The 20,988-nt window shown below is 75.5% G+C and carries 17 protein-coding genes; 8 read left to right on the top strand and 9 right to left on the bottom strand.

Going from position 1 to position 20,988, the window contains the following annotated elements:
* Positions 1-174 precede the first annotated feature (174 nt).
* The gene (locus tag CFLA_RS00915; RefSeq protein WP_013115434.1) at positions 175-1,200 is read left to right on the top strand and encodes a LacI family DNA-binding transcriptional regulator; all 1,026 of its coding nucleotides are present in this window, start codon (positions 175-177) and stop codon (positions 1,198-1,200) included.
* A gap of 70 nt (positions 1,201-1,270) precedes the next feature.
* Here the strand turns inward: CFLA_RS00915 and CFLA_RS00910 are convergent, their stop codons facing one another.
* The gene (locus CFLA_RS00910; protein WP_013115433.1) at positions 1,271-1,822 is read right to left on the bottom strand and encodes an NUDIX domain-containing protein; all 552 of its coding nucleotides are present in this window, start codon (positions 1,820-1,822) and stop codon (positions 1,271-1,273) included.
* 34 nt (positions 1,823-1,856) lie between these two features.
* Complete coding sequence (locus CFLA_RS18795; protein ID WP_013115432.1) at positions 1,857-3,653, bottom strand: family 43 glycosylhydrolase; 1,797 nt, start codon at positions 3,651-3,653, stop codon at positions 1,857-1,859.
* A gap of 207 nt (positions 3,654-3,860) precedes the next feature.
* Here CFLA_RS18795 and CFLA_RS00900 point away from each other — a divergent pair, with 207 nt between their 5' ends.
* The 3 genes from CFLA_RS00900 to CFLA_RS00890 all read left to right on the top strand — a co-directional run bounded on the left by CFLA_RS00900 (position 3,861) and on the right by CFLA_RS00890 (position 5,604).
* Positions 3,861-4,085, top strand: coding sequence for a DUF6458 family protein (locus CFLA_RS00900; RefSeq protein ID WP_013115431.1), 225 nt, complete (start codon positions 3,861-3,863; stop codon positions 4,083-4,085).
* Positions 4,086-4,279: 194 nt separating this feature from the next.
* A complete protein-coding gene (locus CFLA_RS00895; protein WP_013115430.1) occupies positions 4,280-5,317 on the top strand; it encodes a chymotrypsin family serine protease in 1,038 nt (345 codons plus the stop codon).
* A 47-nt stretch (positions 5,318-5,364) separates the two neighbouring features.
* A complete protein-coding gene (locus CFLA_RS00890) occupies positions 5,365-5,604 on the top strand; it encodes a hypothetical protein (RefSeq protein ID WP_013115429.1) in 240 nt (79 codons plus the stop codon).
* Between the two features lie 83 nt (positions 5,605-5,687).
* Here the strand turns inward: CFLA_RS00890 and CFLA_RS00885 are convergent, their stop codons facing one another.
* Positions 5,688-6,890: a lytic polysaccharide monooxygenase gene (locus CFLA_RS00885; protein WP_013115428.1), complete on the bottom strand. Its 1,203-nt coding sequence runs from the start codon at positions 6,888-6,890 to the stop codon at positions 5,688-5,690.
* Positions 6,891-7,118: 228 nt separating this feature from the next.
* Between CFLA_RS00885 and CFLA_RS00880 the strand changes: the two genes are divergently transcribed.
* Positions 7,119-8,558 (top strand): GGDEF domain-containing protein, encoded by a 1,440-nt coding sequence (locus CFLA_RS00880; RefSeq protein WP_148234432.1) that lies wholly within the window; start codon positions 7,119-7,121, stop codon positions 8,556-8,558.
* A 52-nt stretch (positions 8,559-8,610) separates the two neighbouring features.
* Here the strand turns inward: CFLA_RS00880 and CFLA_RS00875 are convergent, their stop codons facing one another.
* The 4 genes from CFLA_RS00875 to CFLA_RS00860 all read right to left on the bottom strand — a co-directional run bounded on the left by CFLA_RS00875 (position 8,611) and on the right by CFLA_RS00860 (position 14,027).
* Positions 8,611-10,530 carry an NHL domain-containing thioredoxin family protein gene (locus tag CFLA_RS00875; protein ID WP_013115426.1) on the bottom strand — a complete coding sequence of 640 codons (1,920 nt, stop codon included), beginning with the start codon at positions 10,528-10,530 and terminating at the stop codon, positions 8,611-8,613.
* A 236-nt stretch (positions 10,531-10,766) separates the two neighbouring features.
* The gene (locus CFLA_RS00870) at positions 10,767-11,855 is read right to left on the bottom strand and encodes a lytic polysaccharide monooxygenase (protein WP_013115425.1); all 1,089 of its coding nucleotides are present in this window, start codon (positions 11,853-11,855) and stop codon (positions 10,767-10,769) included.
* Positions 11,856-12,066: 211 nt separating this feature from the next.
* On the bottom strand, positions 12,067-13,395 hold the full coding sequence (locus tag CFLA_RS00865; protein WP_013115424.1) for a class I SAM-dependent methyltransferase: 1,329 nt from the start codon (positions 13,393-13,395) through the stop codon (positions 12,067-12,069).
* A 26-nt stretch (positions 13,396-13,421) separates the two neighbouring features.
* Positions 13,422-14,027 carry a TetR/AcrR family transcriptional regulator gene (locus tag CFLA_RS00860; RefSeq protein WP_013115423.1) on the bottom strand — a complete coding sequence of 202 codons (606 nt, stop codon included), beginning with the start codon at positions 14,025-14,027 and terminating at the stop codon, positions 13,422-13,424.
* Between the two features lie 152 nt (positions 14,028-14,179).
* On the opposite strand from CFLA_RS00860, the gene CFLA_RS00855 reads away from it, so the two are divergent.
* The 3 genes from CFLA_RS00855 to CFLA_RS00845 all read left to right on the top strand — a co-directional run bounded on the left by CFLA_RS00855 (position 14,180) and on the right by CFLA_RS00845 (position 17,462).
* On the top strand, positions 14,180-15,502 hold the full coding sequence (locus CFLA_RS00855; protein WP_013115422.1) for a GAF domain-containing protein: 1,323 nt from the start codon (positions 14,180-14,182) through the stop codon (positions 15,500-15,502).
* Between the two features lie 426 nt (positions 15,503-15,928).
* On the top strand, positions 15,929-16,489 hold the full coding sequence (locus CFLA_RS00850; RefSeq protein ID WP_013115421.1) for a DinB family protein: 561 nt from the start codon (positions 15,929-15,931) through the stop codon (positions 16,487-16,489).
* A 70-nt stretch (positions 16,490-16,559) separates the two neighbouring features.
* Positions 16,560-17,462, top strand: coding sequence for a hypothetical protein (locus CFLA_RS00845; RefSeq protein WP_013115420.1), 903 nt, complete (start codon positions 16,560-16,562; stop codon positions 17,460-17,462).
* Positions 17,463-17,471: 9 nt separating this feature from the next.
* Here CFLA_RS00845 and CFLA_RS00840 read toward each other — a convergent pair whose 3' ends face one another.
* Together CFLA_RS00840 and CFLA_RS00835 are read right to left on the bottom strand one after the other, a co-directional pair.
* Positions 17,472-18,398, bottom strand: a complete 927-nt coding sequence (locus CFLA_RS00840) for a transglutaminase family protein (protein ID WP_013115419.1) — start codon at positions 18,396-18,398, stop codon at positions 17,472-17,474.
* Positions 18,395-20,941: a circularly permuted type 2 ATP-grasp protein gene (locus CFLA_RS00835; protein ID WP_013115418.1), complete on the bottom strand. Its 2,547-nt coding sequence runs from the start codon at positions 20,939-20,941 to the stop codon at positions 18,395-18,397. The genes CFLA_RS00840 and CFLA_RS00835 overlap by 4 nt, the downstream gene beginning before the upstream one ends.
* Between the last annotated feature and the right edge of the window lie 47 nt (positions 20,942-20,988).

Genomic DNA, 20,988 nt, shown 5'->3' with positions numbered 1-20,988 from the left:
AGCCTCGACCTCGTCGGCAGAAAACTTTTCGGTCACCGTGCCGTGGTTTTCACGCTAGTTTTCGCCCTGTGTCCTGTCAACGGCAGGCCCGGAAGGCGCAACGGGGGCCGCCCGAGCGAGTGGAGTTTTCGGCTCCCGCGGACTAGTTTCGGCCCGAGGACGGAAGGACGCACCATGCCAGCACCCGAGCGCCGCCCCACGCTCACCGCCGTCGCGGAGCTCGCCGGGGTCTCCATCGCCACCGCCTCCAAGGTCCTCAACCGGCACGACGTCGCCCCCGCCACCCGCGAGCGCGTCGAGGCCGCCGTCGCGCAGCTCGGCTACCGCGCCCCCGGCGAGCGGCGCCCCGAGGTACGCCGCACGGTCGAGTTCCTCGTCGACAAGCTCGACAGCCCGTACGCGATGGAGGTGCTGCGCGGCGTCACCCTCGCCGCGGAGGACGCGGACGCGGACGTCGCCGTGTCCCGCCTGAGCCGCGGCGGCGGCGCACGCCCCACACCCCCGGCGACGTGGACGCGGCGGCTCGTGGCCGCGCGTCGGACCGGCGCGATCGTCGTCACGGCGCAGGTCACCGAGACGACCTACGCGGCCATCGCGCGGGCCCGCCTGCCCGTCGTCGTCATCGACCCGCTGCACCTGACGACGCCCGAGCTGGTGTCCGTCGGGTCCACGAACTGGAGCGGGGGCCGCACGGCCACCGAGCACCTGCTGGGTCTGGGGCACACGCGCATCGCCATGATCGGCGGACCCGAGGTGTCGATCAGCGCCGTCGCGCGCGTCGACGGCTACCGGTCCGCGTGCCAGCGCGCCGGCGTGCCCGTCGACCCCGCGCTCGTCCGGCACGTCGCGTTCGACCACGACGCCGCCCGGCAGACCGCCGACGAGCTGCTGCGCCTGCCCGACCCGCCCACCGCGGTCGTCGCGAGCAGCGACGCGCAGGCGCTCGGCGTGCTGGAGGCCGCACGCCTGCTGGGGCTGGCGGTGCCACGGGACCTGTCGGTCGTCGGGTACGACGACACGTACGTCGCCGCGTGGACCAACCCGCCGCTGACGTGCGTGCACCAGCCGCTCGACGACATCGGCCGCGTCGCGCTGCGCACGGTGCTGGCCATGGCCTCCGGCCGCGAGCCGGACTCGCACCACATCGAGCTCGCAACGTCGCTCGTCGTGCGGGACTCGACGGCGCCACCGTCCCGCTGACCGGAGCGGGCCGGCAGCGACCGCCGCGCCAGGGCGGGGACATGACCGTCGTCGTCGCCGCCCGTCGCCCTCAGGCCAGGCGGCCCAGGTGCAGCGCCGCGAGCGCCATCGCGGCGACGGTCTCGCCGTCGCGGATCCTGCCGGTCCTCATCATCTGCAGCACCTCGGCGAACGGGACGGTCCGCACGTCGGTGATGCCCTCGGCGGCCTGCTCGTGGCGCGTGGTGGCGGTGTCCACGGCGGGCGACAGGCCCCGCGCGACGAACACGTGCTCGACGGCCCGCGCGATCCCGTTGAGCGCGTCGACCGTGCCGACCCGCGTCCACTCGCGCGCGACGAGGCCGGTCTCCTCGGCGAGCTCGCGCTGCGCGGCGACCAGCGGCTCCTGGCCGTCGGTGCCGCCCGCCGGCACCTCGATCGAGTGCGGTCCGGTGGTGTAGCGGTCGGTCGTGACGAGCACGACCTCGTCGTCGTCGGTGAGCGCGACGACGAACACCGACGGCCGCAGCTCGACCACGCCGTACCGCGCCGGGCGCCCGTCGGGCGCGAGCGCGTCGTCCTCGCGCACCCGGATCCAGGGGTTCTCGTACACGACGCGCGAGGAGACGGTCCGCCAGCCCATGCGCGCGAACCTACCGTCCGCGCACGGCGCAGGTTCAGGCCGACGTGCAGGGGGTGCCGGCGACCGTGAAGGACGTCGGCGCCGGGGTGCTGCCCGTGTGGGTGCCGTTGAAGCCGATGTCGGCCGTCGCCCCGGGGGCGAGCGTGGCGTTCCACGACGCACCGCTCGCACGGACCGTCGTGCCGGTCTGGGCCCACGTCGCGCTCCAGCCCTGCGCCACGCGCTGACCGTCGGCGAGGTCGAACGTCAGCGTCCACGTCAGCGGGGCCGAGCCGGTGTTGGTGAGCCGCACCGATGCGGTGAACCCGTCGCCCCAGGAGGTCGCCGCGTACGCGACCGCGCACGTCGCCGCGGCCGGGAGCGTCGGGCTCGGCTCGACGGTCGGCGAGGGCGTCGGGCTCGGCGTCACGCTCGACGTCGGGCTCGGCGTTGGGCTCGGCATCGACGTCGGCGACGGCCGCACCCTCGCTGCCCGCGTCAGCACCGTCCCCGTCGCGTTCACCAGGTACGCCCGCACCTGCGTCTCCACGCGCACGTCGCGCAGCACGTGCGTCGAGCGCCCGTCGACGACGCGCTGGTTGCCGGCGTACTGCCAGGTGCGGCCGCCGTCGGCGGACGTCTGCCACACGGCGACGGGTGCCGGCGAGCCGGACGCACCCAGCGTGAGCGTCGTCGTGCCGCCGAGGCCGACGGACCCGTCGGCGGGCTGCGCGGTGACGGTGGCCGCGGCGGCACGCGTGTCCGCGACGGGCCAGCCCTCCACCCACCGCAGCTTCTGCAGGCCGAGGGTGGGCGTCCCGCCGTCGTTCGTCGCGTAGTAGTGGTACGCCAGGACGTCCTGCGAGACCGACTGCCCGCCGGGCCCGGCCTGCACGCCGTGCCGCTCGAGGAGCACGCTGCCGCCGCCGGCGACGAGGTCACGCCCGTTCCGGTCGACGTACGGGCCGGTCACGTCGCGCGAGCGCCCCACCGAGATCCGGTAGGTCGAGTCGGTCCCGCGGCAGCACGCACCCTCGGAGACGAACAGGTAGTACCAGCCGTCGCGGGCGTACAGGTAGGGCGCCTCGACGGCGTTCCCGTCGGGGCGGCCGGCGGCGAGGTGCCGGGCGGTCGTGCGCCAGGACGGCACGGGCTTGCCGCTGGGCCACGAGAGCTCGACGAGGAAGATCCCGTGCCAGAACGACCCGATCGCCATCCAGGGCCGGCCGTCGACGTCGACCACACCCGCGTCGATCGCGTTGAACGCCATGCCCCCGGGCAGCCCGGACTGCGGCGACGAGATCACCTCACCCTGGTCGACCCACCGGTACGCGGGGTCCGCCGGGTCGAGCGTGGTGTTCGTCGCCAGCGCCGTCACGGACGTGTTCGTGCCGAACCGCGACGCCGAGTAGTAGAGGTAGTACGTGCCGTCGTGCTCGACGACCTCGGGCGCCCAGAGGTTCTCCAGCCCGCTGATCCGCTGGTCGAGCCACGTCGGCACCGACGGCCAGATCGTCCGCGCGTAGTTCCAGGTCACGCCCGCGTCGCGGGACACCCAGTGCTGGATCGTGCCGCCGTTCTCGCGGTCGACGCGCCCCGTGCCGAGGACGTGCCAGGTGTCGCCCTCGACGACGAGCGCGGGGTCGTGCACGGGCGTGAGGTCGCCCACCGCCGCGAGCGCGCCGTCGGGCAGCGGCACGCCGGGCGGCGCGCCGGCGGTCGCGGTCACCGGCGCGAGCAGACCGACGACGAACGCGAGCGACGCCGCGACCGCGACGGGGAGCGTCGCCGGGCGGCGGGCGCGGGTCCGCCGCGACAGGGCACGGGCGACAGCACGACCGGTGACCACCATGGCCGGACGCTAGCCAGGCGGGCGCACCCCCGGACACCCGCCGAAACGTCTCGGACGCCCTCCGGCCACCCGTGACGACGCCCGCACGTGCGTCCCCCGGACGGCCCCGCGGCCGGGCGTTCGACGTGCGAGACCCCCCGGGTGGGACCAGACTCGGCCACCAGGTGGGTCACGGTGGCCCGCACCGAGGCACGACGAAGGAGCGACATGGGTATCGGTACCGGCATCGCACTCCTGGTGATCGGGGCGATCCTCTCGTTCGGCGTCTCCGACCGCATCGAGGGTGTCGACCTGACGGTCATCGGCTACATCTGCATGGGCGCGGGTGCCCTCGCGCTGATCCTCGCGATCGCGATGACCAACCAGCGTGCCAACACCTCGCACCGTGAGGTCATCGAGCGTCACGACAACCCGCCCGTCCCGCCGGCCTGACGCGCACGCCCGACCACGACGCCCCACCCCGGTCTCCCGGGTGGGGCGTCGCCGTTCCCGGCGCCGGACGGCGGGGACGAGGGGACGGTGCCGAGCGTCCGCAGGACGATCGCGGACGGCGCGTGTCGGACGCACCGGACACAATGGGCGCCCGCGCGCAGCAGGGGGCTGGTGGCGACGACGAAGGGGGACCCATGGACCACGACGAGGCACGCAAGGCGAAGGCGCACGCGGTGGCGGTGGCACGCACGCTCGTCGAGGGCGTGGTGCGGCCGTCGACGACCGAGGGTGAGGTCGCCGCGCCGCTGGCCGTCGGGCTCGCCCCCGCCCCGGACGGCGGCTTCGGGATCGCCCTGCGCTACCGGCTCGGCGCCCCGGACGTGCGCTCGATCGCCCACCAGGTGGCGGCTGAGATCGGCGAGGTCGGCAAGGTCGTGGACCTGCGCCGCACGGGCGAGATCCGGGCGCTGACGGGTGCCACCGGCGCGGGCACCGAGGTCGGCAGCGCGGCGGTCCCGGGCCCGCGGCCACCGGTCGTCACCGCGCAGGCCCTGGGCGAGACGGGACGCGTCCGGCCGCTGCGGCCGGGCGTCTCGATCGCGCACGTCGACGTCACGGCCGGCACGCTGGGCGCGTTCGTGCTCGTCGACGGCGTGGTGCACGCACTGTCGAACCACCACGTCCTCGCCGGCTCGCCGTCCGCGCGCCCGGGCGACCTGATCGTGCAGCCCGGCCCCGCCGACGGCGGCGGTGCCCCGGCCGACCGGGTGGGCACGCTGGCCGCCTTCGCGCCGCTCGTCGCCGGGACGACCGCCATGGTCGACGCCGCGATCGCGCTGCTCGACGACCCGGAGGTCGACCCGACGTACCCCGTCGGCCGCATCACGACCACCGCCCGCGCGCTCGGTGGCGAGCCGGTGGTGAAGATCGGCCGGACGACGTCCGTCACCCGCGGCCGCGTGACGGCGATCGAGCTCGACGACATCGTGGTCGGCTACGGCGACGAGCTGGGCGACCTGCGCTTCGACGACCAGATCGAGGTCGAGGGCCTGGGCACCGGTCCGTTCTCGCGCGGCGGGGACTCGGGGTCGCTGGTCTACCGCGAGGACGGGGTGGCACTCGGTCTGCTCTTTGCCGGTTCCGAGTACGGGGGCGACAATGGGCGTGGGCTGACGTACGTCAACCCCATCGATGCCGTCCTGACGGCGCTCGACGCGACGCTCCTCGCCTGACGCGGACGCGGCGCCGGCGCCCCGGGACGACGCGGGAGGTGCTGGCAGTGGCCGATCTGGACGAGGCACGACGCGCCAAGGACGAGCTGAAACGGACGCTCGCCGGGCGTCCCGACGTCGCGGGCATCGGCATCGCGCCCGAGGCCGGCGGCTACGGGGTGCTCGTGCGTGTCCGCGAGCCCGAGAAGGGGAGCGGGGTGCGTCCCCGGTTCGCCGACGTCCCGACGAGCGTGCGCGGCGTGAGCGTGCACGTGCGCATGTCAGGGCCCGTGACCGCCGGGGGCTGAGCCTCCCCCGCGGACCGCGTCCCGCCGGACGCACGACGCGCCCGCACCCGGGAGGGTACGAGCGCGTCGGTGGTGTCCGGGCGTCAGCGGACGATGCAGGGCTTGCCGTTGAGGGTCGCGTCGGTGACCGCCTTCGGCGTGCCCGACCCGATGAACCCGAAGTTCACGGCGTTGTGGTGCGCGATGGTGGAGTTCCAGTCGGCGTTCTTCACCGTCACGGTCGAGCCGGACTGCGAGGTCACGCCGCTCCACGACTGCGCGATGGTCTCGCCGTTGGTGAACTTCCAGCTCACCTGCCAGCCGTTCACGGGCTCCATCGTCGCGTTGAACACGGTGACGGTGCCCTGGAAGCCGCCGGGCCAGGCGCTGGACGTGTCGACCTCGAGCTCGCAGACCGAGTCGCCGGGGACGCTGGTGGGCGTCGGGGTCGGCGTGACGGTCAGCGTGGGCGTCGGCGACGGCGTCGGGGTCGGGGTCGGGGTCGGGGTCGGGGTGACCGACGGCGTCGGCGACGGGGTGACGGACGGCGTCGGCGACGGGGTGGGCGTCCGCGTCGGGGTGACCGACGGCGTCGGCGACGGCGTCACGGTGCCGCCACCACCGAAGTCCACGTCGACGCAGTTGTAGAACGACTCAGGGCTGTCCGTGCGCTCCCAGATGTTGAACAGGACGTGCTTGCCGCTCTTGTTCGACGGCAGCTTCACGTTCCACCAGTACTCCGGGCCCGCAGGGCCGCCCTCGCGCAGCGGCGGGTCGAGGACGCGGTCGAACGGCGCGGGCTCGAGGTCGTCCCAGCCGATCGGCTCGTTCTGGTTCCAGCCGTCCTTCGTGATCCACGTCGTGAACCAGCCGGGGTGGCGCGCGACGGCGGCGTACTGGAACGTCATCGTCTGGCCGGGCGTGACCTTGGTCGTCGGCCACGCGGACGACGGCGTGTTGTACGAGGCGAAGCGCGCGTCGGGCCCGCAGACCTTGCCGTCGGCGATGGTCTCGTGGCGCCCGGCGATGGTGCCGAGCAGGTTGCCGTACCAGTTGTAGAACGAGTAGTTGCCCTCGTTGTCGAACGCGTTGACGCAGGCGGCGTTGCGCGGGCGGATGTTGCCGGCCTCACCGGCGGCGGCACCGCCGGCCAGGCCGTCCTGGTAGCACGCGTAGGTGCGCGTCGGCGGGTTCGTCAGACCGCCGTGGGCCTGGGCGACCGTGGGGACGGTGACCAGGGCGGTCGTCACCACCGCGGTGGCGGCGAGACCCGCCAGGGCGCGGCGGGTGGAACGGTGTCGGGGCATGCGGGGGTTCCCTCTCACGCGAGCGGCGGGGGTCGCCGCTGGGGGCGGGCACTGTTCGTGCAGCGTGCTGCACAGAGTGCGGAGGCCCCGCAGGCCGGACAAGCCTCCGAAACGTTTCCAGCACGGCAGACATCGCTTGCCAAGTGACCAAGGGCCCGCCACGCGGACGAGTGATCTCACCGACCTCTCACGATCGGCACTCGGCGGATCGGGGGTGGAGGCCCGATGATGGGCTGCGTGACGCGCAGGGGCTCGACCGCCAAGGGTGCGCACCGAGGTGGTCTCTCGGCTGCGGACCTCGGTGGCGTGCGCGGACTCGCCGTCGCCGCGCACCGGTTCGACGCCTGCCGGCACGTCGACGAGGTCGTCGAGGCGGCCGCGCAGGCGGCGATGGACGTGCTCGGCGCCGACGCGTGCACGGTCGCCCGCATCACGCAGGAGACGTGCCGCGTCGTCCACCTCGAGTCCCCCGAGAACGACCCCCGCTGGCACCAGTTCCTGTCCAGCACGTACCGCGCCGACGAGCGTCCCGCGCTGCGCGCGCTGCTGCGCAACCGCGAGAGCTGGGTCGCGCACGCGTTCGACGCGCAGGGCCGCTCGGTGCGCCCCGGCGACACGTCGGCGGGCGACCGCGTGGAGGTCGAGATGCTGCGCGAGGTCGGCGCCGCGTCCGCGCTGACCTCGCCGGTCGTCGTCAACGACGCGGTCTGGGGCCAGCTCACCGTCGTCCGCGACTTCGACGCACCGCTGTTCCACGTCGACGAGGTCGCGACCGCCGAGGTGCTCGCCGCGCTCGCCGCGGGAGCGATCGCACGCGTCGACCTCGAGCAGCAGATGCGCCACATGATCGCCGACGACCCGCTCACGGGCCTGGCCAACCGCCGCACCGCCGACCAGGCGGCCGAGGCGGCGCTCGCGTCGGGCCGCGAGACGTGCGTCGTCATGTGCGACGTCGACGGCCTCAAGCGCGTCAACGACGAGCTCGGCCACGACGCCGGCGACGACCTGCTGCGCGCCGTCGCGGACGTGCTGCGCCGTGCCGCGGACGCGATCCCCGGCGCGACGGCCGCGCGCATCGGCGGTGACGAGTTCTGCCTCGTCACCGTCGACCAGCCGCGCGAGACCGTCGCGACCGCGATGTCCACGACGGTGGCCAAGTTCCCGCTGCCGCACGGCGCGGCGATCTCCTACGGCATCGCCTCGACCGCCGTCATGGGCTCGGTCGAGGCGCGCCACCTGTTCCGCCGCGCCGACCAGGCGCAGTACCAGGCCAAGCGCCGGCGGGCCCGCGCCCGTGCCCGCACGACCCCGCCCATCGCGGACCCGGTGCAGGCGGTCGAGCGGCTGACGTCGAGCAGTGCCGTCGCGATCGGCGCCGCCGCCCCGGCCGTCGTGCCGCGGCTGTGCGCGTTCGCCGCGGCGGCGACCGAGACCCTCGGCGGCGACTCGTGGGCGGTCCGCGAGCGCATGCCCGGCTCGCAGACGTTCACCACGGTGGCGCGCGGCGGCAGTGCGGCGGACTCCCCCGAGACCCGCACGCTGAGCATCGAGCGCGACGAGTGGGTCGTCGAGATCGCGGTGTCGGTCAACGCGTCGACGGGCCGTCAGGTGCAGACCGCGCTCAACGCCCTGGTCGCGATCGCCGTCCTGGACGTGACCCCGGTCTGACCGGGCTGTCCCGGACGCGTCGCGTGGGCTGCCGCCGTCCGAGCACGGAGCCTCAGCCGTGCAGCGGCAGGACGAGGGTCGCGTCGCCGCCGGTCGCGACCCGCACCGGCACACCCCAGTCCTGCGCGGCCAGGTGGCAGGCCGGGTGCTCGATCGCCGGGTCGGCGTCGCAGCTCGCCGCGCGCGCCGTCACGTGCAGGACCCCCTCGCCGACCGTCGGGTCGAGGCGGAGCGTGCGGGTGAGCGTGACGTCGTTCCCGCCGCCGCCGAGCAGCAGCTCCGGCGGCGTGGCCGAGACCTGCAGCGACGTCGACGGGCCCCAGCGGTCGTCGAGCTTCTGACCGGCGGCCGGGTGGAACACGACCTCGAGCGCGACGTCGGTGCCGATCTCGGTGACGGGCCGCTGCGTGCGGTGCGCGCCGCCGTCGACCTGCTCGCCCGCACCCGCGGGCAGCGGCACGCGCGTCAGGCGGTGCGCGGCGGACTCGACGACGAGCACGTGGTCGGTGTCACCGGACGGCAGCACGAGCCCGCTCGGCTCGGCCAGGTCGGTCGCCAGCGTGGTCACGGTGCCCGGTGCGTCACCCTCGCCCGGCTGCCAGCGGCGCAGCGCGCCGTTGTAGGTGTCGGCGACCAGCACGGAGCCGTCAGGCAGCGCGGCGACACCCAGGGGGTGCTGGAACAGCGCCTGGTCGGCGGCGCCGTCGCGGTGGCCGAAGTCGAACAGCCCGGTCCCGACGACGGAGTGCACGGACGCGTCGGCGGGGTCGACCCACCGCAGCGCTGACGTCTCGGCGTCGGCCAGCCACAGCCGTCCGGCGGCGTCGACCGACAGCCCGGAGGGCTGCGCGAACCACGCCTCCTGCGGCGTCCCGTCGACGAGACCCTCGTTCATCGTCCCGGCGAGGTGCGTGACCGTCCCACCGACGGGGTCGAACGCCCACAGCGTGTGGTTGCCGGCCATCGCGACGACGAACGCCGCGAGCTCGGTCGACCACGCCACGTCCCACGGCGAGGACAGCTTCACCTGCCGCGCCGCCCACCGGTCGCCGACGCCGGACCCGGCGGGGTTCGCGGTGTCCCCGTCGGCCGGCCGGACGTTGTCGACGGCCCCGACCATGTACTGCTCGCCCGTGCCGGCGAGGGTCGTCACGTGCCCGTCGGACAGGCGCACCCCGCGCAGCGCATGGTTGACCGTGTCGGCGACGAGCACGTCGTACCCGACGCGCCCACGCAGCTCGTCCGGCACGAGCCCCAGGCCGTTGGGCTCGGAGAACCGCGCGTCGTCGGGGCCGCCGTCCACCAGCCCGCGCTCGCCGGACCCGATGCGACGCACGAGCGTCTCGCCGTCGGCCGCGACCTCGGTGAGGGTGTGGTGCCCGGCGTCCGCCACCAGGAACGTGCCCCCCGGCAGCTCGACGGCCTTGGCGGGGAACCGCAGGGTGGTCGGCTGGGGCGTCGGCGCGACGTACGGGCCGTCGCCGCGGTGCAGCGTGCCCTTGGCCTCGTGCTCGGCGACGAGGTCGCGCACCAGCGTCTCGACGGCGTGCGCGTGCCCCTCGCCGGCCATCTGCGCCACGACGTACCCCTCGGGGTCGATGACGACGAGCGTCGGCCACGCGCGGGCGGTGAACGCCTGCCACGTCACGAGGTCCGGGTCGTCGAGCACCGGGTGGTGCACCTCGTACCGCTCGACGGCCGCCGCGAGCGCGACCGGGTCGGCCTCGTGGACGAACTTGGGCGAGTGCACGCCGACGATGACGAGGACGTCGCGGTGACGCTCCTCGATCTCCCGCAGCTCGTCGAGGACGTGCAGGCAGTTGATGCAGCAGAACGTCCAGAAGTCGAGGACGACGACCTTGCCGCGCAGGTCCGCGAGGGTCACGTCCTTGCCGCCGGTGTTGAGCCAGCCGCGACCGACGAGCTCGGACGCGCGGACACGGGGCAGGCGGGGCGCAGAGGTCGACGTCACCCCCGCATTCTCCCCGACACCCGGCCCCCACGACGACGTCGGGTGCGGGGGTTCCGCGCCGGGTGCGGGGGTCGTTCCCCCCGCACTCGGTCCGGATCCCCCGCACCCGGCGGGGAAGGTGACGGCCGGGCGCGGCCAGAGGGGTGGTCGCGCCCGGCCGTCGGGGCCGTGCTGCCGCGGGTCGTGCCCCCGCGGTGGTGCACCGCCGGCACGTGCGCCGGCGGGTCAGTGGTGCGTCAGGCCGCGGTGCAGGTGGCCGTCAGCGTGCCGGGCGTACCCGAGGCGATGAAGCCGGCCGTCGTCGAGGCACCTGCCGCGAGCTTGCCGTTCCACTCGGCGTTGGAGAACGTCCCACCGCTGTAGGAGCCGCTCCATGCCTGCGTGATCGACGCGCCACCGACGGTGACCTTCCAGCCGTTGATCGCGCTGGAGCCGGCCGTCACGGTGACCTCACCCTGCCAGCCGTTGCCCCACGTGCTGGCGGCCTTGACCGTCGCGGTGCAGGCACCGGTGCCCGGGTTCTGCGTGGGCTGCTGCGTGGGCTGCTGCGTCGGCTGCTGCGTCGGCTGCTGGGTGGGCTGCTGGGTGGGCTGCTGCGTCGGCTGCTGGGTGGGCTGCTGCGTCGGCTGCTGCGTCGGCTGCTGCGTCGGCGCGGTCCCGTTGATGTTGATGTCCGAGCAGATGTAGTACGGCTGGTCGAGGTGCGAGGCCTGCCAGATCGTGAACAGCACCGCGCGGCCCGTGCGGTTGGACGGGATGGAGACGTCCGCCTGGTAGAGACCGGTCGTGCCGTAGCGGCCCGTCTCCTTGATCAGCTCGATGTCGTCCCAGCCCAGCGGGTCGGTCGTCGGGTCGTAACCCGCCTTCGACACGTAGATGCGCATGTAGTCGGCACCGTGCATGGCGCCGTCCGTCAGCGTGAGCGTGAAGTTGTGCGGGACCGTCTTCATGATCCACGGGCCGGGGGTGTCGAGCGACGCGTACAGGCCGTTCTGCGTCTTGCCGGCCGAGCAGAGCTGGTCGTCGGGGATGACCTGCTCGTGGCGGCCGCCGACGCCCTCACGGAAGTTGCCGTTCCAGTTCCACATGGTGTTGGGGTTGGCCTGGAAGGCCTGCCAGCACATGGGGTCGCGCTGCGCCATGGCGGGGTCCATGTGCGTGCCGCCCTCGCGCTCCCAGCAGCCGTAGTTGCGCGACGGCGGGTCGGTGACGGAGCCGTGGGCGGAGGCGGACGTGGCGACGATGCCGGTGGCCGCGAGGGCGAGGGGGACGGCGAGGGCGAGCCGAGCGAGTCGGCCGAACCGGCTCCGGGTGGGGATGAACATGCATGTCTCCTGGTGTCGGTGACGTTCGGCGCCTGGTCCGCGCGAGTCCGGCGGGATCGGAACGATCCGATCCCGGGACGACAAGGCACCCGAGGGCCCGACCACCGTGGAGCCTCGACGCGCGCCACGCGAGTGTGCGAACCGTTTCACCCGGGACGACCGTCCCGGGTCGGAGCCGCGACCAGCACGTCGACGCGCCCGCTCCCGGGCGTCAGCGGCGGTCGAGGACGTGGATCCGCGGGTGGTGCCCCTTGGCGTAGACACGCGTCACCGAGCGCGGCACCCACAGGTCCGCGGTGTCACGCACCACGCGCTCCATCACCTTGACCTCGTGCGTGAGCACGACGAGCCGCGCACCCGGCGCGCTCACCGCGTGGGCGGCCCGCAGCAACCCGGCGTGCAGCCGCGGGGCGTCCGCGTGCGAGCCGTGCAGCGTGCCCCACGGCGGGTCGGCGAGCACCACGTCCGCGGTGCCGCCGAGCGGCTCGGTGACGGCCGCCTGCAGCGCGACGGGGTCGGTCGCGTCGCACGTCAGCAGCGCGGGGCGCGGCCGGCGCGTCAGCAGGCCGGCGGCCTCGAGGTTCAGACGCGCGGCGTCGTGCGCGGCGACGTCGAGATCGACCGCGACGGCCGCCGCCGCCGGGCCCGCGAGCAGCCGCTCGACGAGGAGCGTGCCGGAACCCGCCATGAGGTTGAGCACGCGGTCCTCGGCGCGCACGCCCGCCAGCCGGGCGACGGCCGCGGCGATCGTGGCGTTGGCCGCGCCCGGGAAGTCCGCGACGCGCCACGTCCGCGCGGACAGCGGGCGCGGCCCGACGCGCACGAGCACGTCCCAGCCCGGGTCACGGTCCTCGGCCGCACGGCCGGCCCCGGCGGGGGGCCGCGCCCCGCGACGCACGCGCACGACGAGGTCGCCCGCGGCGGGGTCGTGGATCAGGCCGGTCGCGTCGTGCAGGAGCCCGGCGAGGCGTGCGAACACGGCCGAGTCGGCCCCCGCCGCCTCGAACCGGAACGTCGACGAGCCCGCGACGCGGAGCGACGCGTACACCGCGTCGACCACACGACGCAGGTGCTCCGGGCTCGCGAAGGACTTCGGCCGCGGCACGTCGAGGTGGACCAGGACCCACGCGGCCACGGCGGTGCGCAGCCGTGCGACGTCCGCGAGCGCCCCGGCCAGCGTCAGGACGACGGCGTCATCGCGACCCGGCACGTCGCGCACGCCGCGCGCCGCAGGCAGCACCTCGGCGACCTCGGCGGCCAGGACGTCGCGCAGCCCGGGCAGGTACGTCAGCTCGACGCGCGTCGACGCGGGCGCCGGCCCGCGCTCGCGCGACGTGCCGGCCCGGCCGTGGCGGTCACGGCGCCCCCCGGGGGTCGCGACCGGGCGGCCCGTGCCCGTCGACCCGGACCGGTGACCGCTCGTCGCGCCGGCGCGGCCGCCTGCGGGGCGGCCGTCCGTCGCACCGCGCTCACCGCGTCCGCTGCTGCTCGCGCCGCGGCCGCCGCCCGTCGACCCGCGGCGGTCCTCGCCGCGCGGCACGCCGGGGCGTCCGCCGCGCCGCGCGCTCAGGCCGTCACCGGCACGCGGGCCCCGACCGCGCGCAGCACGAACGCCTCGGTCTGGGCGATCGCCTGCTCGCGCTCGTCGGCACCGTCGGGCAGGTTGCGCCCGGTGAGGCACGCGTTGACCAGCGGCACCGTGGTGGCGAGGTCCTGCTCGGGGAGCTCTCCGGAGGCGATACCGGCGGCGAGGATGCGCCGCAGGATCTGCTCGACGACGCCGACGTGCTCGCGGACCCGCTGCTGCGCGCCGCGCGAGAGCACCGAGCGCAGCTCGGGGCCGGGGGCGACGTGGTAGACCCGGGTGAGCGACGCCTGCGCGCGGACGTAGGCGCGCAGCTGCTCGACGGGGTCGTCGATGTCGTCGAGCGACGCCTGGAGCCCTGCGGCGTACTGCTCGGTCTCGTGGGTGATGAAGCCCAGGAGCAGCGACTCCTTGTCCGGGAAGTGGTTGTACACCGCGGTCCGGCCGACGCCCGCGGCGGCGGCGATGTCGGCGAGGGTGATGGCGTCGAAGCCGCGCTCGCTCATGAGCGTCGACAGGGCGCCGAACAGACGACGGCGCGTCTGCTCGCGGTGCTCGTGGAGCGACGCCCCGATGATCTTCGGCATGCTGACATCTTCGCACGGCGCGTCAGGAAAATCGCGACCGGCATCTGAGGGGCTGGTGAGAAATGTGACATTCCTCACGGCGGTTCGTCGCTTTCGCCTACAATGCGTCGCGTCACGTGAAACGACCCCGCACGAAGGCATCCCGCACGCTCATGAGCCGACACGCCCACCCCGCGCAGGACGGGCCCTTCACGGGCTCGGCGCCGGCCGGCGGCGTGCCCGCCCCGATCCCCGCGACGCGCCCCGGTGACTGGCAGGCCGACGACGCGGTGACCCGCCCCACCGCCCTCGTGCGCGCCGCCCACGAGCGGTTCGTGACGACGGGCGACGACCCCGGCCGGCTCGTCCGACCGATCGTGGCCGACTCCTGGCGCCGCAGCCGCCGGGTGGGCGTCGACCCCGAGCTCCCGACACCCCCGGTCGACATCAACGGCCCCGCCCTCGCCGAGCTGCGCAGCTCGCACCCGCTGTCCGGCGCCGTGCCGATCGTCCAGCGGCTGCTCGTCGACCCCGAGGCCGGGTGGGTCACCGCGCTGAGCGACGAGGCCGGGCGGCTGCTGTGGGTCGACGGCGACCACGCGCTGCGCCGCCCGCTCGACGACGTCGGCTTCGTCGAGGGCGCCGCGTGGCGGGAGGACGCCGTCGGCACCAACGCGCTCGGCACGGCACTGGCCACCCGGCGCGCGCTGCAGGTCGTCGGCACCGAGCACTGGGCGCGCGTCGTCCACCCGTGGAACTGCGCGGCCGTGCCCGTGCACGACCCCCACGGCCGCCTGCTGGGAGTCCTGGACGTGACGGGCCGGGACGATGCCGCGTCGTGGATGGCCCTGGCGCTGGTGCGGGCGACCGTCGCCGCGATCGAGGCGAGCCTCGCGACGTCCGCCGCGACCGCGCCCGGCGCGCGGCTGAGCGTGCTCGGCGCACACGGCGGCACGCTGCACCTGCCCTCCGGCCGGCGGCGCCTGACCTGCCGGCACGCCGAGATCCTGCTGCTGCTGGCCGAGCACCCCGCGGGCCTGCGCGGCGACGAGCTCGCCGTGCTGCTCTCCGAGTCCGAGCTGTCCGAGGTCACCGTGCGCGCCGAGATCTCCCGACTGCGCCGTCTCGTCGGCCCGCTGCTGTCGGAGTCACGGCCGTACCGGCTCACCGCACCCCTCGAGACCGACGTCGACACCGTGCGGACCTCCCTGGCGGTGGGGGACGTCGCCGGCGCGCTCAGCGCGTACGGCGGGTCCGTGCTGCCGCGCTCGGCGGCACCGGGCGTCGCGCGGCTGCGCGCGACCGTGCGCGACGAGGTCCGTGCGGCGACGCTCGCGTCGGGCGACCCGGAGCTCGTCGGCCGCTGGACGGCCAGCGAGCAGGGCGCCGACGACTGGCAGGCGTGGCAGACCCTCGCGCGCGTCGCGCCCATCGGGTCCGCCGCCCACCTGCGCGCGCACACGCGGCTCGCTCAGCTCGACCGCGCGCTGCGCTGACGAGCGCACGGGCACACCCACCCCTGGGTGCCCCCCAGGGCACGGTGCCCGACGCCCGGGCGCAGCGACGGATTTCGTCGTGGCCCGGGCGTGGCGTTCGCGCACGGCGCAGGTCGAAGCGCTTACGGACCCACCACCGCCACGTCCCCGACGCGCGCGCTGACCGGCGTCGCCGCCCCGCACCGACCTTCACCCGCTGCCCGCGTCACGGATCTCGTCGTGCAACGGTCGTGCAACGGTCCGCGGGCTACCGTCTGTGCCGATGGCATCGACGGCGACGCCTCTCGTGGGAGTCCGTCGCCCAGGTGCCCGGTCGGGCGGCGCGCGGGAGGGGGCGCGCCGCCCGACCATCACCCGGCGCCTGAGGTGCGGCCCCCCAAGGCACGCGGGGTTCTGCGTCGGCGTGCCCGCCGCTACGGTGGCCGCGTGGACACCGACCGCCATCCCGAGCCCGTGCCCGCGCCGCCCCCGGCCATCGAGCCGGACGCCAAGGACTGGACGTGGGTGGTCCAGCAGCGCTGCCCGGAGTGCGGCTTCGCCGCCTCCGACGTCGACCCGCCGGGCATCGGCGGCACGGTGCGCGACCTGGTGCCCCGCTGGGTGGCGGCGCTGCACCGCGACGACGCGCGCGAGCGCCCCGCCCCCGGCGTGTGGTCGCCCCTGGAGTACGGCGCGCACGTGCGCGACGTCATGCGGGTGTTCGACGAGCGCGTGCGCCTCATGACCGACCAGGACGACCCGCTGTTCGCCAACTGGGACCAGGACGCCACCGCCGTCACCGACCGGTACGACCTGCAGGATCCCGTGGTGGTCGCCGACGAGCTCGCGGCCGCCGCGGCGGTGACCGCCGACCGGTTCGACGCGGTCGCGGCCGACCAGTGGGAGCGCACCGGCCGGCGCAGCAACGGGTCGCTGTTCACCGTGCGGACCCTCGGCCAGTACTTCCTGCACGACGTCGTCCACCACCTGCACGACGTGCGAGCCTGAACCGCTTCGGATCTCGTCGCGGGGCCGTCGTGAAACATGGCGGCAGCAATCGGTGTGTACGTTCCGGCCCATGACCGGCTCGCCCGCGGCACCCGTCGCCCTGGACGGCAGCCACGTGCTCGCCGTCCCCCGCGGCACCCCCGTCCTGGAGTACGCCCGCGCGTGGTTCCCGGCCGCCGCCTGGTCCCGTGAGCCCGCCACGGCGGCCCAGGCCGCGACCGCGGCGCGGCCGACCGGCGCCCGCTTCCGTGGCATCGCGCTCGCGGCGCCGGACCCCGCGGGGGTCCTGAGCCTCGACGGCGTTGCGGAGGTCGTCGGCCCGCACCCCGTGGAGGCCGCGGAGGCCAGGGCGCTCGGCCTGCCCGCGCGGCCCAGCGACCTGTACGGCCTGCCCACCGGGCCCGTCGCGGGCGCCACCGTCGGCCCCGACCTGGTCGCCGGCTGGGCGACCGCCGTGGCCCGGCGCGCGGGCGGCGGCATCCTGCCCGCGGCACGCGACCGCGCCGTCGTCCCCGACCCGGCAGCGGCCGTCGACCTCACGCTGTGGTCCGCCGTGCCGCTGAGCCCCGACGACGCGCTGCCGCTCGTGCGGCCCTCGCTGTCCGGCAGCCGGCTGACCCTCGACGCCCCGCCCGGCGGCGCGATCGGCTTCATCGTGACCGCGTCGTACGAGTACGACGGTGCGGTCGAGGTCCGGTGCGGGCGCTCGCGCGAGGTGCCGGCGGTGCTCTCGACGCTCGACTGGCGCGAGCACGGCCCGTGGTCCTACCGGGTGACGTGGCGGCCGCCGGACCCGATGGAGCTCGAGGTGCCGCACCCGTCGCAGCTGCACGTCATCGCGCGGCAGCGCGTGGCACCGGGCATCGCGCGCGTCGTCGCGGCGCTGTGGCGCGCGGTCGGCGGGACGGTCGTCGACGCCGGCGGGTTCCTGGTGCCGCACGCGGAGGTCGAGGAGCGCGCGCGGCCCCGCTGACGCCGGGGACTAGACGAACGGCTCCGAGCCCGACGGCACCAGGTCCACCTCGACGCGCGGCGTCGCACCACCCCCCTCGGTGAAGATGACCCCGCGCAGCGGCGGGACGTCGTGGTAGTCCCGGCCCCAGCCGAGCACGACGTACCGGTCGTCGACGAGCTGGTCGTTGGTCGGGTCGGCGTCGAGCCAGCCGTGGCCGGGCAGCCACACCGACACCCACGCGTGCGACGCGTCGGCGCCGCGCAGCTTGGGGCGGCCGGGACGCGGCCGCGTCTCGATGTACCCCGACGCGTACCTGGCCGGCACGCCGTGCACGCGCAGCGCCGCGATCATGAGGTGCGCGAAGTCCTGGCACACGCCGGCACCCTGCGCGAGCAGCTGCGCCTGGGTGGTGTGGACCGTCGTCGACCCCGAGCGGTACGTCAGCTCGGTGCGGATGCGGTGCACCAGGTCCACGACGACGTCGGCCAGCGGGCGCTCCTCGGTGAACGACGGAGCCGCCCAGTCGCGGACCTCGTCGACGAACCGCACGTGCGCGGACGGCAGCACGGCCTCACGCAGCTCGACGACACCCGCGGCGTCGGTGCGCAGCACGCCCAGGTCCGCGGTCGTCACGCTGCGTGCGACGGCCCGCCAGCCGACGTCCGGCAGCGCGTCGCGCGGCGGGGCGACGCGGCTGACCTCGAGCGTCGAGCGGGACGTCACGACGAGCCGCGTGTGGGCGCGCGTCACGCCGAAGTACGTGGTCGTGTTGCCGAACCAGTCGACGTGCCGGCCCGTGTCGGCAGGCTCGGGGTCGATCGTCAGGGACGTGGCCACGACGCGCTGGTCGGGCAGGTCGCGCGGCGTCATCGTGGTGCGCCCGTAGGAGTCGGTGACGGGCTGGGCGTACTCGTAGGTGGTGCGGTGCACCAGGTCGTAGCTGCGTGCGCTCACCGCTCCTCCTCCCCGGTCCGGTCGTCCGTGCCCGCGCCCCACACGTCGTCGAGCGCCCGGCTCGGCGCGGGCCGCACGAAGTGCACGCGCTCGATCTCGTCGGACGCCTCGCGCAGCCGCCACAGCATCGAGTCCAGCGCGTCGGCGAGCCGTACGCGCCGCCCGTCGTCGGACACCTCGTTGCCGACGACGACGGTGTCGAGCTCGGCGACGAGCCCGGCGACGCCGTGCAGCAGGTGGTCGCGCTGCGTGGCGGACCGCGGCGCGGGCACCGCCTCGAGGTCCGCGAGCAGCCGGTCGAGCGCGAACGCCAGCGAGCGCGGGTTGGTGCGGTCGTGGACGAGGAGGTCGAGGACGCGCGCGACGTCGGTGCGCGACTGGTGCCGACGGCGGTAGGTGATCGCGGACTCGGTGGCCAGCAGCACGGACTCGAGCAGCAGGTCCTCGACCTCGGCGGGCCGGTGCTCGACGAGGGTCGCCCGGAGCATGGCCACGAGCCGCTGCGCGCGCTCGATGCGGCGGCCCGCGTCGAGCAGGTGCCACCCGACGTCCCGTGTGAGGCCCTCGGCGGCGATGCCGGAGATCGCGAGCAGGCTCTCCAGGACGCCGTCGAGCGTGGGGCGCAGACCCGCGGTGACGGACGCGGGCGCCGCGAGACCGGCGTCGGGCTGCCGGCGCGCCCGCAGCCGCGCGCGCTCGTCGCGCAGCGTGCTCTCGATGCGCGCGATCGGGCCGAACGTGTCGGTGGAGAGCTGGTCGCGCACGGTCGCGGCCGAGGTGCGCAGCCGGTGCACGGCACGTGCGACGGAGCCGGGGGTGCGGCGGTCGAGCAGCAGGTCGCGCAGCGCCGGCACGCGCGGTCCGACGTGCTCGGGCGCGGGGACCGCGGCCTCGCCGCCGTCGGGCAGGGCCGCGGGGGTGAGCGCCTGCAGGAGCACCGCCAGGGCCTGGCCGCCCGCCGTGCCGGGCGTGCGGTGGTAGTCGTCCCACCGGTCGGCGACGGCCCGCAGCACGCGCACACCGTCCTCGGCGCGCTCGGCGTAGCGGCCCATCCAGTAGAGGTTCTCGGCGGCGCGCGGCGAGATGCCGTAGGCGAGCGTGCGGCCACCGGCCGCGGCGTCGTCCTCCCGCAGCACCGCGCCCGTCGCGGCGGGCCGGGAGGTGAGCACCCAGACGTCCTTGGCCACCGCGCCCGGGGCGGACGACGTGACCACGGGGTCGTCGGCGACGCGCGCAAGCCCCCCGGACATCACGGTGTACGACCCGGCGTGCGCGACCGCGAAGGTCCGCAGGACCGCGGCGCGGGACCCGGGCTCCTCCGGTCCGACGCGCTCCTGGCCGACCCACCGCCACGGCTCGGCGGTGATGCGCGCCGCGAGGTCCTCGCGCTCGGCCGCGCTCAGCCGCTCGCCGACCACGGTCGTGCTCTCCGCACCGTGCACGACCGGCTTGAGCACGAGCCGGTCGAGGCGCCCGAGCACGTGCCGCAGCGCGCGCTCCTCGCCGCACCACCACGTGGGCGCGGACGCCAGCGTGAGGTCCTGGTCGAGCACGGCGCGCGCGAGCCGCGGCAGGTACGCGAGCAGCGCGGGGTTGTCCAGCACGGACGTGCCGAGCGGGTTGACGACGCTCACGGTGCCCTGCCGCACGGCGTGCACGAGCCCGGGCACGCCGAGGCGGGAGCCGGCGCGCAGGTCGAGCGGGTCGCACCAGTCGCCGTCGACGCGCCGCAGCACGACGTCGACGTGCTCGAGCCCGTCGATGCCCTGCAGGTACACGCGGCCCGCCCGCACCACGAGGTCGCTGCCCTCGACGAGCGGGAGACCGAGCATCGAGGCGAGGTACGCCTGGTCGAACGCCGTCTCGCTCGCGGGGCCGGGGGAGAGCAGGACCGCACGCGGCTCGTCGCCCGCGGTGGGCGGCGCGACCTCGCGCAGGGCCTTGCGCAGCGCGTGGAAGAACGGCCCGAGCCGCGCGATGGGCGCCTGCCGGTAGACGGGCGCGAGCACCTGCGCGGTGATGCGCCGGTCCTCCATCGCGTACCCGGCGCCCGACGGCGCCTGGGTGCGGTCGGCGACGACGCACCACTCCCCGGCGCGGTCGCGCACGAGGTCGGTGGCGGACAGGACCAGCTCGCGCCCCCCGGGCAGCCGCAGCCCGTCGACGGCGCGCAGGAACCCGGGGTGGGCGAGCACGGTCGTCGGCGGCAGGATGCGGTCGTCGAGCAGGCGACGCGGGCCGTACAGGTCGTGCAGGACCGCGTCGAGCAGCTCCGCACGCTGCGTGAGCGCGGCCTCGAGGCGCGTCCACTCGGGCTCGTCGACGACGACGGGCTCGGGGTCCAGGCGCCAGGGGTGGTCGCCGTCCACCGCCTCGGCACCGTAGGTGACCCCGTGCGCGGCGAGGAGCTGCTCGGCCTGGCGGGCGGCGCGCGCGAGGTCGGCCTCCGTGGGGGCCGTGCCGGGCGGCAGCCACGTCCAGTCCGGGCGGTGCACGACCGTCCCGTCGCCCACGGGGCGCGGCGACGAGAGCAGGTCGGTCATCCCGGAAGTCTGACGCACGCCGCGCCGACGTGCCGCGACGTGCCACC

Origin of the sequence: Cellulomonas flavigena DSM 20109, from assembly GCF_000092865.1 — a bacterium.
Classification (GTDB): domain Bacteria; phylum Actinomycetota; class Actinomycetes; order Actinomycetales; family Cellulomonadaceae; genus Cellulomonas; species Cellulomonas flavigena.
Note: the sequence above shows the minus strand (reverse complement) of the source record. Positions and strands in the feature narration are given on the sequence as shown.

Excerpts from the sequence above, each read along its gene's own strand:
- CFLA_RS00915 (WP_013115434.1), top strand. The coding sequence starts at position 175 with ATGCCAGCACCCGAGCGCCGCCCCACGCTCACCGCCGTCGCGGAGCTC.
- CFLA_RS00910 (WP_013115433.1), bottom strand. The coding sequence starts at position 1,822 with ATGGGCTGGCGGACCGTCTCCTCGCGCGTCGTGTACGAGAACCCCTGG.
- CFLA_RS18795 (WP_013115432.1), bottom strand. The coding sequence starts at position 3,653 with ATGGTGGTCACCGGTCGTGCTGTCGCCCGTGCCCTGTCGCGGCGGACC.
- CFLA_RS00900 (WP_013115431.1), top strand. The coding sequence starts at position 3,861 with ATGGGTATCGGTACCGGCATCGCACTCCTGGTGATCGGGGCGATCCTC.
- CFLA_RS00895 (WP_013115430.1), top strand. The coding sequence starts at position 4,280 with ATGGACCACGACGAGGCACGCAAGGCGAAGGCGCACGCGGTGGCGGTG.
- CFLA_RS00885 (WP_013115428.1), bottom strand. The coding sequence starts at position 6,890 with ATGCCCCGACACCGTTCCACCCGCCGCGCCCTGGCGGGTCTCGCCGCC.
- CFLA_RS00880 (WP_148234432.1), top strand. The coding sequence starts at position 7,119 with ATGGGCTGCGTGACGCGCAGGGGCTCGACCGCCAAGGGTGCGCACCGA.
- CFLA_RS00870 (WP_013115425.1), bottom strand. The coding sequence starts at position 11,855 with ATGTTCATCCCCACCCGGAGCCGGTTCGGCCGACTCGCTCGGCTCGCC.
- CFLA_RS00860 (WP_013115423.1), bottom strand. The coding sequence starts at position 14,027 with ATGCCGAAGATCATCGGGGCGTCGCTCCACGAGCACCGCGAGCAGACG.
- CFLA_RS00855 (WP_013115422.1), top strand. The coding sequence starts at position 14,180 with ATGAGCCGACACGCCCACCCCGCGCAGGACGGGCCCTTCACGGGCTCG.
- CFLA_RS00845 (WP_013115420.1), top strand. The coding sequence starts at position 16,560 with ATGACCGGCTCGCCCGCGGCACCCGTCGCCCTGGACGGCAGCCACGTG.
- CFLA_RS00835 (WP_013115418.1), bottom strand. The coding sequence starts at position 20,941 with ATGACCGACCTGCTCTCGTCGCCGCGCCCCGTGGGCGACGGGACGGTC.